This is a genomic window from Acinetobacter sp. ANC 4805, from assembly GCF_022549495.1.
Lineage (GTDB): Bacteria > Pseudomonadota > Gammaproteobacteria > Pseudomonadales > Moraxellaceae > Acinetobacter.
In genome coordinates, this window is sequence record NZ_JAKZGD010000002.1 from 193,596 (window position 1) to 206,832 (window position 13,237).

The following is a 13,237-nucleotide window of genomic DNA, read 5'->3' on the forward strand; positions in this document are numbered from 1 at the left end:
CAGAAAATAAGAAGAAAAGGAGATTCATTTAAAAATTATAACTGAACAATGGGGTGATAATATGTATGTTGTAGGTAATATTGATTATTATTATCATTAAATTAATGCAGTTAAAAAAAACCTCTCATCAAGAGAGGTTTTTGTGCGAATAATTGATTAGATTGATTTAGCTGCGCCTACAGTTTCATTTAAATGTTTGCGTATGGTTGTGAACGGGAAATTCTTGGAGTCCATACGTTTTGGTAAAATATATGCACCTTGTTGTTCTTCACCTTTCCCTTTAGGTAGTTTTACTTTGAAGTTGACTAGAATGAAATCAGATAAATCATACCATTCATAAATGTCTTTCCAACTTACAGTCATAGAGGCATCTTGTAGTCCAACTTTTTGTAGCATTGCAATACCATGTGGCTGCACACCTAAACGAATGCCTTTGATTTCCTGAACAGGCATTTGGCTGATTTGGCGTTTAGCATACCATTCAAGACCAAATTTTTTCACAAGATAAAAGAGGATCACACCGATCATCACAATCCAACATAGGACTGTTGAATAAGTCGAATAATATTTAATAATGAGTCCTGCTGAAACCAATGAAAGCACCACAAGTGCAATCATAATCATCCATGCTTTTTTACTGAATTTATTGGTACTGCGCCAAATCATCAGTTGAGCTTGACGTTGTTCAACTTCAGAAACTTCGTAAGGAACAGGTTGTAGCGTATAAGCGTATAGTGTTTTGGCGGTCATAGTTTAAAAAATAAGTTTAGAACTGGGTTAAGTTTAACACCAATTGGCACTCAAAGATATTATGCCAATGGCTGATACATTAGAGAGATGCAAACTCAGTGCCATCTTCATTTGGTTCATGGCTTAAACTCTGTTTGAGCATACTTAAACGGGTTAAAATACTCAGCATGAGCGAAAGTTGTTGCAAAATAATCAAGGATTTTTGATTATTTTCTTCTTTACGATTTAAATGCTCACGGATGGTCTGCATCATATTTTGTGCTGATAAATCAGGGACTTCATCTCTGAGTAGTGCGCCTTGGATATCATCAAGTGCTTGATCGAGCAGTGTTAAAACCTCTTGATCTTGGATTTGTTCACGGTGTGCGCCTAGTGCAGCGATATAACTTAAAAAGGTATGGCTTAAGCAGAGGAATTCAAATGCTAGGGTTTTCTGCGTAGATTCAATATTGGGTTCTGTGGCAAGCGTAGAAATTAGTGAAGCAACTTCTGCATCAGTATTGTGCGCAGCACGTCTGACCACACGATAGTTCAGCGCATTATTACGTCCTTGATGGTATTGCTCGACCACTTCTGCTAAGTATTTACATTGTGCTTGGAAAGAACGTTGGATTGAACGGGGAAGTCGACGAAACTTCCAATCGGGCCAAATAAAACTGACCCCAAACCATGCCAATGCACAGCCAATCAGCGTATCAATAAAACGAGGTAAGCCTGCTGCAAAAGCAGAACCGTCTAGATTAAAGTTAATTAAGGCAAGAATTGTAATAAAAGCGGTGGCTTGAGCATATTGTTTACTGCGAAGTTCTAAAAATAAGACACCGCTGATAACCAACATGACCAATTGCCCTTCTATCGAGGGAATGAAATAAATAATCGCAAGACCCACAATAATGCCCATCAAGGTTCCGACAATTCGTAAGTATAAGCGGCGTTTGGTGGCGTTAAAGTTGGGTTGGCAAACAAACAGTGCGGTCAGTAATATCCAGTAGCCATAGGCAATATGCGTTACTTGAATAAATACATAACCAATAAATAAGACAATCGAGAGTCTGACTGCATGGCGAAATAACACTGATTCAGGGGTTAAATGTTGCTTAACACGTACAATGATGTCATTCCAACCTTTAAGGTCATCATCTTTTAATTGGTTTTCAGCTTGTTGCGCATTGATTAATTTCAGATTTCGTTCTGTCTCTAAATTTTGTAGTTGTGCATCAATTGACTTTAGGTTTTGGTAAAGTGCAAATAAAGCATTGATACGCACTTGATCATAAAGCCCATCTTCTCGTAGTTTTTCTAATGAAATGCGTAAATTTTCAAAGCTGTGCTTAAAGCGTTTGTTATGTACATAAGGACTACGGCTTAAAATAGAATGGGCTAAATCCTGACACGCTTTGCCTTGAATGGATAAGATTCGTTGGAAGCGAAATAAGATATCGCTGTGTTGAAAGACTTTTGCCAGTTTTTGATAATCGATATGGGCTGAGTCGGCACGTTCATGAATGTCTTGGGCGACAAAGTAATATTGTAAACTTCGGCGAGTATCTTTTTGTCCTCGGTCACCTTTTAAACGGGTTAAAAGTGACATGCGCATTTCATTAAAGATCGCCACTAATTTGCCATTTTCTAGCGCTAAATCAATCATACTTTGTTGATAGCTAGAGGGTGTCATATCGACGTCAAATAAGTTTGATTTTGCATATAAGAAGCTGCCTAATGCTGAATAGGAAGCTGAAAGTTGGTCTTGCACTTTGCGGACAGGAAAGAGCAAGAAACTAATGGTTGAAAGTAATCCGTACCATGCAGCACCGAGCACTAAAAACGTGGGTTGCAGATACCATTGTTCAAATAGATGTACACCCAACATGGTATAGACTGAGACGACCAAGCACCCATAGGCAATCGTTGCGTAACGTCGCCCTAGCGAACCCAATAAGATCCAACCGATACATGAAACAATGAGTCCAATTGCAAAAACAATTGGATAAGGAAATAACAGTTGTACCGAAGCTGCGGTGATGAAAAAACCGATATAGGTATAGATCAAATTCAGGATGCGAACAGAAAATCGGTCATCAATATCACTAATCGCTGCGGCAACCACACCTAAGGTCAGTGGAATCGTCGCCAATTGAGCATTTAAAAGATATGGAACGAATGCGGTCCCTGCGAATGCAATAAGCATACGCACGTTATACATAAACGTGGTGTTATAGGTTGTTTGTTTTAAACGCGTTAGCCAAGGATTCAAAGTTTGTCCTTTTTGTATCCGACAATCAATTTGTCATAAAGTTTGTTAACACTTTTTAGCGCATCAACAGACTCTAATATTATGCACAAATATGTTGAGGATGCTAAGCTTAGAAAATAAATAAACTTGAATAGTAGAGTATTATGCAGGCAGAGCAATCAAATCAGCGTCAGTATTCAACAGCATGGATTTTATTACTCGCTTTGTTAACAGCCCTCGGCCCATTATCAATTGATATGTATTTACCCGCATTGCCGCAAATGGCAGATGAGTTTGGGGTAAGTACACAAATGATAGCAAATACACTCCCTGCTTATTTCTTAGGGTTAGCGATTGGGCAGTTGATTTATGGACCTGTTAGTGACCGTATTGGACGTAAGCCACCTTTATATTTTGGTCTGAGTCTTTATGTAATCGCAAGTTTAGCTTGTGTGTTGACAACAAATGAGTGGGCTTTGATTGCCGCACGGATTTTTCAGGCTTTAGGTGGTTGTGTCGGTGTTGTGATTGCAAGGGCTGCTATTCGTGATCGTTTGGACATGCAAGGCTCGGCTCAAGCTTTTTCTAGCATGATGATTGTGATGGGGCTTGCACCTGTTCTTGCCCCCATGTTTGGTGCATGGGTTTTAACGTTCTTTCCTTGGCAGGCGATTTTTCTGACCTTAGCAACGGTTGGAATCATCTGTTGGTTCTGTGTACATTTCTTTTTTAAAGAATCTTTGCCAGTTGAGCGCCGTTTAAAATTATCAACCTATCAAGTGACGACACTTTATGCTGCAATCCTAAAAGATGACACTTTTAGAGTGCCGATGTTTGCAGGTTGTTTAACAGGTGCGGCATTATTTTGTTATATCAGCTCTGCTTCGGCAGTTTTTATGGGACAGTATGGATTGTCTCAGCAACAGTTTTCTTATGCATTTGCATTCAATGCGGCTGGGATTATGCTGATGTCTTCGATCAATAAACATCTCAATACCCGTATGGGCATTTTTCAGCGTTTACGTCTGGGTGGTTCCATTCAATGTTTTGGGGCACTCGCTGTATTTGGTACTGGGTTAATGGCAGATGCACCGTTATGGTTGTTAATGTCAGGCTTATTCTTTGTGGTGTCTGGAATTGGTTTAACGGGTCCAAATGCGATGGCTTTGGCAATGTCTCAACAAGGTGCGAGAGCTGGAACTGCGAGTGCAATCATGGGCAGTATGCAGTTTGCTTGTGGCTTGTTGGGTGGAGTGATTTTAAACTTCTTAGTTTGGAAAGCATCACTGAATATGGGCATCATGATGGTACTGTTTACCAGTGCAGGATTGTTTGCCATTTTAAAGGTTGGAAAACAACTAAAACACAGTATCTCTGCATAGAGATACTGTTGTAGAGTCGTTTATTCGTCTAAAAATACCGTAAAGTTTTCAACGGGTTCACGAGGCGTAATGAAGCTGTTGACGATATGATCTGGATCGGCATAACCTAAGGCAACGGTACATACTAATTCTTCATCTTCTGGAGCATCTAATACATCTAAAACGATGGGATGAAAATGATTCCACGCTGCTTGAGGGCATGTATCTAAGCCACGTGCTTTGGCAGCAACCATGACATTTTGAATCATCATGGAAATATCCATTTTTGAACCAATTCCCATGGCTTTATTTACCGTGAAACAGAGTGCAACAGGTGCATCGAACAATTGGTAATTGCGTAATTGTTGCGCCGCCATTTTTTCTTTTTCACCTTTTTGGATTCCAAGCAAACCATAGAGTCCCCAACCATTTTCACGACGACGGTCAATAAAAGGGGAAATCCATGTTTCAGGATAGTAGGCGAAAGTTTCTTGGTATTGTTCCGCAAGTTCTGGTTTTTGGAAAAGTTCAGTTTGTGCTGTACAAACACGGTCAATCATTTCAGCACGTTTTTTACCCGTAACGACATATACTTTCCATGGCTGGGTATTTGTTCCTGATGGCGCACGTGAAGCAACGGTTAAAATATCTTTGATAGTTTGTGTTGCAACAGGTGTATCTAAAAATGCGCGTACAGAATGGCGTGACGTAATTGCATCATCCACATAACGGATTTGTTCCATATTCATCTTCATGTTCCTAAGCTTGTTACTTTTTCTCATGTGGTGAGACTATAAAGTAATAAAGTGGATTTGAGGATGGCTTTTTAGTCGTAGATCAAGATTTGAGTGAAATTTGGTCAGACATGAATAAATCGGTGATACTGCACGAAGACTTTATTTTTTGTTTTATTTATGTGAAAAAGAAATATATTTATAACACAATGAAATAGAAATGGTATTTATTGATACACGCTGAAATCGTTATGATAATTTGAATAAAAAAATACACACAATAGTTTAAATTTATGCATAATACGCCCTTTTTTAAAATTGATTAGGCTTTTCTGACCAATAAGGTGAGAGAGGTTTTCTATGATAAGCATATTTATTTACCCAATTTTATGCTTATGGAAAATGTTGAAATATACACGAATACAGGAGCTTCTCATGAGTTTATCTCTCATCCGTAAGCCGTTCATAGTTCAGGGATTGGCGTTTACCATTGCTGTCTTAATGATGAACAATGTGCAGGCTGCAAACGAACAAGAACAAATTCAACAACTTCGAGATGAAGTAAAAGAATTAAGGGCTTTACTAGAACAATATGTTCCACAGTCAAAACAAAAAAATGAGATGCCTCAACAAGCTACACAAACATCTGTGGTTGCGCAGAACCAAAACATGCCGAAGCATACAGAAGCATCTTCTCAACCATCTGCTTTAAGTTTTAATTCTGCTTCGGGCGCACAAGTTCAGTTATATGGTTTTTTACGCGGCGATGCATCGTATCAAGCCAAAGGCGGCGATGGCATTTTCAACCGAATCAATAAAGTTGATCTTGAGGGAAATGAAAAAAATAGTGATCGTTTTTATAGCACTGCGACAGTGACACGATTAGGTCTTGACTTTAAAGCACCTGTTCAAGGTGCAGATGTTGGCGGGAAATTAGAAGTTGATTTTCGTGGTGGTAGTAGCAATGACACGATTCGTATTCGCCATGCTTATTTAAGCTTTAATGATTGGCTATTTGGTCAAACAACATCGACATTTTTGGCAACAGATTTACAGCCAGAAATGATTGATTTTAATTCACCTTTAGGTGTAGGGACATATCGTACTCCTATGGTGCGTTATAGTGGAAAATTCAATCCTGAACTTAGTTATTCGGTCGCTTTAGAAAAAGGCAATGATGACAACCGAGTGCCTGCTTTAACCTCAAAGTTAAAATATGATTTTGATGATGGCAAAGGAACAATGTCTGCTCGTGTGTTAATGACAGAGGCACGTAGCAAGGCAAATTATGATCAAAATAATAAACAATTGAGTGCTGATGGTGCTGATTTAGGTTGGGGCATTGCAGTTGGTACAAAGTATAAATTTACGGATTCATTACAGGCGATGATTGATTATTCGCATGTTAAAGGCGATAGCAAATTTTTACTCTATACCAATAATGCTTTTAATGTGAATCCCAATAATTTTGACTTAAATCTAAATGAGTTTGATGCGCTGACCTTCGGCACAAGCTATCAAATCACCTCGAAATTACGCAGTACACTCGCGTATGGCGCAATGTTTGCAAATGATGCGAATCAATTTGCGCAACAAGCATCTGTCGATACCACGCAGAACAAAACCTTGCAACAAGGTTGGTGGAATATGATGTATTCACCTGTGCCACCCGTTACTTTGGGGGTGGAATATATCTACGGTGAACGCAAAACCTTTAGTGGTCAAAAAGGTAAGGATAACCGTGTAGGTGCAATGGCTCGCTACAATTTCTAATCCATCTATTGTGTAGATGTAATCATCCATAAAAGCTTTACAACTTTATAAGGCATGAGTTCTCACAAGGAACTGTATGCTTTTTATAAAGTTGATTGAATTTCAACCCATTTTGAGAGTTACTATTTTAGAAGTAGGACAGTAATTTTGATTGGGCGCGATGAGCAGATTCACTTAATGGTTTAATCTGATTTAGGACAAATTTATGGATTATATTTTGCACCCGACATTTAGTTTAATGTTGGCGGTACTTGTACTGTATACAGGACGATTATTAAATAAAAATATCCCTTTTTTAACCAAATACAATATTCCTGAACCTGTAGCTGGCGGCCTCGTAGGCGCTATTATTTTTTATATTATTCATTCAACGACAGGCTATACCATTTCAGTCAATAAATTGATGCAAGATACCTTTATGTTAATGTTCTTCGCATCCATTGGCTTGAGTGCAAACTTTCATAAATTAAAAGAAGGCGGTAAGCCTCTCGTGATCTTCCTGATCGCAATTTCAGGCTTCGTGGTTATCCAAAATGGCGTCGGTATGGCAGTGGCTAAACTGGTTGGCTTAGAACCCTTAATGGGCGTTGTGGCTGGATCGATTGCGCTGATTGGTGGCTTAGGAACATCGGGGGCATGGGGACCTATTTTTGAAACAAAGTATGGTGTAGAAGGTGCGTTGCCTCTAGGGATCGCAAGTGCAACCTTTGGTATGATCATTGGTGGCCTCATGGGCGGCCCTTTAGCTCGCTATCTGATTCGTAAACACCAACTCGCTTCACCGCTCAATACCATGCAACGCTCAGATAATAGTGCTCAACCACTTACAGAGAGCGAGTACATATTTGAAGCACCACAAAAAGTTCGCTTAATCACTGCTGATAATGCCATTACCACGCTCGGTATGTTTGCCTTTGCTTTGGCATTTGCTGAAATCATGAAGAACTTGACCTTGGGTACAGCATTTGAATTGCCTACGTTTGTATGGGCATTGGCAGGCGGTATTTTACTGCGCAATGTGATTGAGCTTGGTTTTAAGCGTCCTATTTTTGATCGTGCAATTGATGTGTTTGGTAATACCGCTTTGGCACTATTTTTAGCAATGGCATTGGTATCGTTAAAGCTGTGGCAGTTAACCACACTGGCATTACCTATGTTGATCTTGTTGATTGCTCAAACCATAGCAATGTGGTTATTTGCCGTCTATGTTTCGTTCAGAGTCATGGGCAGTAATTATGATTCTGCGGTATTGGGTGCAGGATTATGTGGTTTTGGTATGGGGGGAACTGCCAATGCAATTGCCAATATGCAAGCAATTACCAATGTGTATGGCCCTTCACATAAAGCCTTTTTGATCGTGCCGTTGGTCGGTGCTTTCTTTATTGATTTAGTGAATGTGGTTGTGATTCAAATTATTTTGAAATTTTTTGCCTAAATCGAATCAAAAGCCCCATGTGGGGCTTTTGATTTATCTATTGTTATCGTGCCTGTATTCATTGTACATGCCGTATTGAAAAGCGAATAAATGATGAATGGACAATTAAATGACACCCTAATGGCTTGGGTCAGTTTTTTTAATGACCCTCTATGGGATTTTCTAGTTATTTTCCTATTGGTGGTCGGTGTTTTCTATACGATTGCGACTAAAGCTGTGCAGATCAGAATGTTCTTTCACAGTATTAAAGTCATGAAAGGCAGCCGCAAAGGTGATAAAGATACTCACGGATTAACTCCATTTCAGGCATTTGTAACGGGATTAGCCAGTCGAGTTGGAGTGGGGAATATTGCAGGTGTTGCGATTGCGATTGCGATTGGTGGACCCGGTGCAGTGTTTTGGATGTGGTTCACTGCGATTTTGGGGATGAGTTCAGCTTTTATTGAATCTTCACTCGCTCAACTATTTAAGGTTAGAGATAGTAATAGTCAGCAGTTTCGGGGTGGACCTGCTTACTATATTACCCAAGGTTTACGCAGTAAAACCTTTGGGATGGTTTTTGCACTCGCACTGATCTTTACCTACGGTTTTGTCTTTAACTCAGTTCAAATCAATGCCATTGCCAATGCTTCTTCACATGCATGGGGGTGGGACAAAGCAAATCTAGTTGCACACTTAGGTGGGATTGATTTAGAAATCTCATGGGTGGGGCTTGCACTGGTTGTGATGGTTGCCTTGGCAATTTTTGGTGGTATTCAACGTATCGCAAAATTTGCTGAAATGTTTGTACCTTTAAAAGCGGGTCTCTATTTAGCCATTGCCTTATATATTGCGATTAGTAATTACGAGTTATTGCCTGGTATTTTCAAATTGATCTTCACCGAAGCTTTCCAATTTAATGCAGCAGCAGGCGGCTTCTTTGGTGCAATGATTTCTATGGCGATGATGCAAGGCATCAAACGTGGTCTGTTCTCAAATGAAGCGGGTATGGGCTCTGCGCCGAATGCGGCAGCGGCATCTGATGTAAAACATCCAGTGAACCAAGGTTTGGTACAAATGTTAGGTGTGTTTGTAGATACCTTTATTGTATGTACCAGTACCGCGATTATTATCTTAGTTTCGGGTGTATATCACGATGCTGGATTTGTTGGGGTTGAACTGACTCAGCGTGCTTTAGAAAGTCAAGTCGGGAGTTGGGGTGGTGACTTCCTCGCGATTTTATTATTCTTATTCTGTTATTCGGCTGTTTTAGGTAACTATGCTTATGCAGAAGGAAACATGCAGTTTATTAATAATAATCCGAAAGTGATGTTTGTCTTCCGAATCTTAGTTCTAGTGATGGTTTATTTCGGTGCGATTGGCAGTGTTCCTTTAGTTTGGTCGATGGCAGATTTGTTTATGGGGATTATGGCAACCATTAACTTGGTGGCAATTTTACTATTAACCCCGATCGCACGAACCTTATTAAAAGACTACACCTCACAGTTGAAAAAAGGGATTAAAGAACCTGAATTTAAGCTTGATCATTATCCTGAATTGAAGAAAAAAGTAGATTCTGATATTTGGTAAGTGATTTAAATCATAGTTGTTGATCTATCTCAATTTAAGCCCCTTTTAAGGGGCTTTTTTTTATGGAGATATTATGAATAAATGCTAAAAAAGTGATACAGCATTTCGTGTTTCATGGCGTTAAAATTAAAGTATGACATAAGATAGATATGGCAAAACGGCATATGAAACAGCTTAAATTATTGACGCTTGGACTTTCAATGGTGATTTTTGCAGGTTGTCAAACCACCTCACATTTAAGTCCCGTCGTTGAAGATGCTCAAGTACAAGCCGTTGTTCAGCCTTTTGCTGAGATTAAACAACAGCAAAAAAGACCTGTTGTCGCTCTCGTTTTAGGCAGTGGCGGTGCGCGTGGATATGCACATATTGGCGTACTCGAAGTCTTAGAACAACAAGGCATTCGCCCAGATTTTATTGTGGGTACAAGCGCGGGCAGCATCGTGGGGGCGATTTATGCCAGCGGTAAATCTGCGGCTGAGATGAGAGAGATTGCGCTTAAACTTAAAGCTAATGATGTTCGAGAGCTTAATGTCAGTTTAAAAGGCTTCTTGGATGGAAAAAAAGTTGAGGACTATGTGAATGAACAAGTACACAACATGCCTTTACAGAAAATGAAAATTCCAATGTATGTGGTCGCGACAGAACTAAAAGATGGGACTAAAACTGTATTTAATCATGGCAATACAGGGCAGGCAGTACGTGCATCTGCTTCGATCCCAAGTATGTTTGTACCCACTAAAATTCGTAATATTGAATATGTTGATGGTGGGTTGGTCAGCCCAGTACCCGTGGAAGTCGCACGTGATTTAGGGGCGGATATTGTGATCGCTGTGGATATTTTGGCGCAACCGATTCATACAGAAACCACCAATGTTTGGGGCTTATTTAACCAAAATATTAATATTATGCAAGGACGTTTAGCTGAAGAGGAATTGAAAGATGCGGATATTGTGATTCAGCCCGATCTACGTGAAAAAGCCCATATCTTTGATGTCAAAGGGCGTGAAATGACCATGCAGGCGGGTGTTAATGCAGCAAAAGAAAAATTGGCAAATATCCAATGGGCGATTCAAAGTAAAACTAAACAGACTGATTCAAATCAACAAGATTTAGTTTTAAAAATGAATAGCTCAACGTCATCACCATAGAAAAAATGCTTTAGTGATGATAGATGGATTGAATGTTTAAATTCGTCTATCACGCAGACTTTGCTCAAACAAATTGTAAATGCGATACAAAAAGCTATCAAAAAAATGAGAAAACGGGTAAATAACAACAATTCATTAAACTTTCTTATCAGACAAATTTAAGTTTAAGCTCATAGGATAATGCTTTTGTACAATCGCAACTCAACAAGGATTGTTAAATACGATGTTTAAATCTTTTTTCCCTAATCCACGCTTATTTTTCATTTCGGTGATTGTGTGGTTAGCTCTGAACATGCTGCTTTGGTATACAGGTGGTCATGGATGGGGTGAATATATTGGCTTTCCTAAAGGCTATGCTGATGCTGAACTTTCTGTGGGGGTCAGTCGTTTTTGGGCATCCTCATCACTTTGGTTCTATTTGTGGTTTATAGTTGCTACAGGATTATTTGCTGGTTTCTGGCGGATTTTTTCTGATAATAAATGGCAAAACTGGTCAATCTTGGGATCGGCATTTATATTATTTAATATTTGGTTTGCAGTACAAGTGAGTGTTGCGATCAATGCTTGGTATGTTCCTTTCTGGGATCTGATCCAAAATATGTTAAGCAATAAAGGTGGAAATATCGTTGATTTATATAGAGAATCAATGGTGTTTCTATATATTGCTATGATATATGTCACACTTGCTGTAATTAATTCTTTTTTCACCAGTCATTATGTATTTCGTTGGCGTATTGCCATGAATGAATATTACACTCAACACTGGCAGCAGTTACGTTTGGTGGAAGGTGCGGCACAGCGTGTGCAGGAAGATACCATGCGTTTTGCCACGATTGTGGAGGATTTAGGGGTAGAGTTTGTAAAATCTGTGATGACGCTGATTGCATTTCTACCCTTATTATTTCAGCTTTCAAAGCATGTGCCTGTGATTCCATTGGTTGGTGAACTAGAGTATTCCCTAGTGTGGGCTGCTATTGCATGGGCAATCTTCGGTACAGTTTTATTGATGGTGGTGGGTGTTAAATTACCAGGTCTACAGTTTAATAATCAAAAGGTCGAAGCAGCATATCGTAAAGAACTAGTGTATGGTGAGGATCATGCTGATCGTGCCCAGCCTGCAACTTTAAAAGAGCTTTTTGAACGTGTACGCAAGAACTATTTTCGATTGTATTTTCACTATACCTATTTTAATTTAACTGCCTCATGGTATGGTCAGCTCGATGTGCTTTATAGTTTAGTTGTACTATTCCCCGCAATTGCAGGTGGATTATTAACACTCGGTTTAATTAATCAGATTCGTGGTGTCTTTATACAAGTTGGAACATCTTTCCAGTATCTCGTCAGTTCATGGAAAACCATTATTGAACTATTATCGATTCGAAAACGTTTAAAAGCATTTGAATCTATTCTTGATAAAGATTAAGTGATCTATTAATAAGAAAGCCTGCTCATAGCAGGTTTTTTTATGCTCATCTTTTTATTAGTGGGTCGCATTGTAAAAATTTAGAATTGTTCCAACCATGTGTTGTTGTGATTTGTCTAAAGTGACTTTGATTTCTCTAAAGTTAAACGTGTCTTCATCCTGATATTTAGCAATGCCATGCGTTTTGTTATTTAAACTTGGAATTTGATAACTAAAGAATGCAACTTGTTTGGATGGATATACCACATTCAGCAATTTTTGAGGGTCTTTATAACCGCCGTATTCATATTCCATACTTTGTTTTAACAGGGTCGGAAAATAAAGAGTTGCATAGGGCATACCACAACCAACACAAAAAGATGAGTCATATAGTTGAATTGCTTGTTTCTGATCTGGACTCATCAGCAGAGCTGATCCTGTACCATTTGCGCCCGCACTTGCTTGAATATCGTTCCAGTCTTTGGGTACTAAGACGATACCAATTTCAGGAATAGCCAATAATTTAAGATGCTTCGCTTGTATGGCATCCAGTTTAAAGTCGAAATGGCAGCTTTTCGCTGAACATTGTTTAAAATCTTTTAATAAGCCATCATCGGCAGGGTTCAGCACTGTTACGCCGTAAAAGGGAACACGAACATCATGGGCAAAGGATGCTTCGCCTAAGCTATAAATTTGATTTTCAGTTTTACGCTCTTGCACGGTGTTGGAAAATTTAGGCAAAGTAGGTTTGAAATGGGTCACTTCTGCATGAGTGATTGATGTGAAAACAGAGAATAACGTCACGATCAGTAAGTTTGATTTTTTCATTTTA

10 protein-coding genes are annotated in these 13,237 nt (G+C 39.2%); 6 read left to right on the forward strand and 4 right to left on the reverse strand.

Features of this window, described 5'->3' with window-relative positions:
- Positions 1-156 precede the first annotated feature (156 nt).
- Together MMP60_RS03550 and yccS are read right to left on the reverse strand one after the other, a co-directional pair.
- Complete coding sequence (locus MMP60_RS03550; protein ID WP_241334996.1) at positions 157-750, reverse strand: hypothetical protein; 594 nt, start codon at positions 748-750, stop codon at positions 157-159.
- 79 nt (positions 751-829) lie between these two features.
- Positions 830-3,004 (reverse strand): YccS family putative transporter, encoded by a 2,175-nt coding sequence (gene yccS / locus MMP60_RS03555; protein ID WP_241334997.1) that lies wholly within the window; start codon positions 3,002-3,004, stop codon positions 830-832.
- A 143-nt stretch (positions 3,005-3,147) separates the two neighbouring features.
- Here yccS and MMP60_RS03560 point away from each other — a divergent pair, with 143 nt between their 5' ends.
- Positions 3,148-4,365: a multidrug effflux MFS transporter gene (locus MMP60_RS03560; RefSeq protein ID WP_241334998.1), complete on the forward strand. Its 1,218-nt coding sequence runs from the start codon at positions 3,148-3,150 to the stop codon at positions 4,363-4,365.
- A gap of 20 nt (positions 4,366-4,385) precedes the next feature.
- Here the strand turns inward: MMP60_RS03560 and MMP60_RS03565 are convergent, their stop codons facing one another.
- A complete protein-coding gene (locus MMP60_RS03565; RefSeq protein ID WP_241334999.1) occupies positions 4,386-5,093 on the reverse strand; it encodes a nitroreductase in 708 nt (235 codons plus the stop codon).
- A 420-nt stretch (positions 5,094-5,513) separates the two neighbouring features.
- On the opposite strand from MMP60_RS03565, the gene MMP60_RS03570 reads away from it, so the two are divergent.
- From MMP60_RS03570 to sbmA, 5 genes are all read left to right on the forward strand, one after another.
- The gene (locus MMP60_RS03570; RefSeq protein ID WP_241335000.1) at positions 5,514-6,851 is read left to right on the forward strand and encodes a DcaP family trimeric outer membrane transporter; all 1,338 of its coding nucleotides are present in this window, start codon (positions 5,514-5,516) and stop codon (positions 6,849-6,851) included.
- Between the two features lie 205 nt (positions 6,852-7,056).
- On the forward strand, positions 7,057-8,286 hold the full coding sequence (gene gltS / locus MMP60_RS03575; RefSeq protein ID WP_241335001.1) for a sodium/glutamate symporter: 1,230 nt from the start codon (positions 7,057-7,059) through the stop codon (positions 8,284-8,286).
- 93 nt (positions 8,287-8,379) lie between these two features.
- Complete coding sequence (locus MMP60_RS03580; protein WP_241335173.1) at positions 8,380-9,855, forward strand: sodium:alanine symporter family protein; 1,476 nt, start codon at positions 8,380-8,382, stop codon at positions 9,853-9,855.
- A gap of 164 nt (positions 9,856-10,019) precedes the next feature.
- Positions 10,020-11,003, forward strand: a complete 984-nt coding sequence (locus MMP60_RS03585) for a patatin-like phospholipase family protein (RefSeq protein ID WP_241335174.1) — start codon at positions 10,020-10,022, stop codon at positions 11,001-11,003.
- Positions 11,004-11,226: 223 nt separating this feature from the next.
- Positions 11,227-12,426 carry a peptide antibiotic transporter SbmA gene (sbmA, locus tag MMP60_RS03590; protein WP_241335002.1) on the forward strand — a complete coding sequence of 400 codons (1,200 nt, stop codon included), beginning with the start codon at positions 11,227-11,229 and terminating at the stop codon, positions 12,424-12,426.
- Between the two features lie 57 nt (positions 12,427-12,483).
- Here the strand turns inward: sbmA and MMP60_RS03595 are convergent, their stop codons facing one another.
- Positions 12,484-13,233 carry a DUF4850 domain-containing protein gene (locus tag MMP60_RS03595; RefSeq protein ID WP_241335003.1) on the reverse strand — a complete coding sequence of 250 codons (750 nt, stop codon included), beginning with the start codon at positions 13,231-13,233 and terminating at the stop codon, positions 12,484-12,486.
- Positions 13,234-13,237 lie beyond the last annotated feature (4 nt).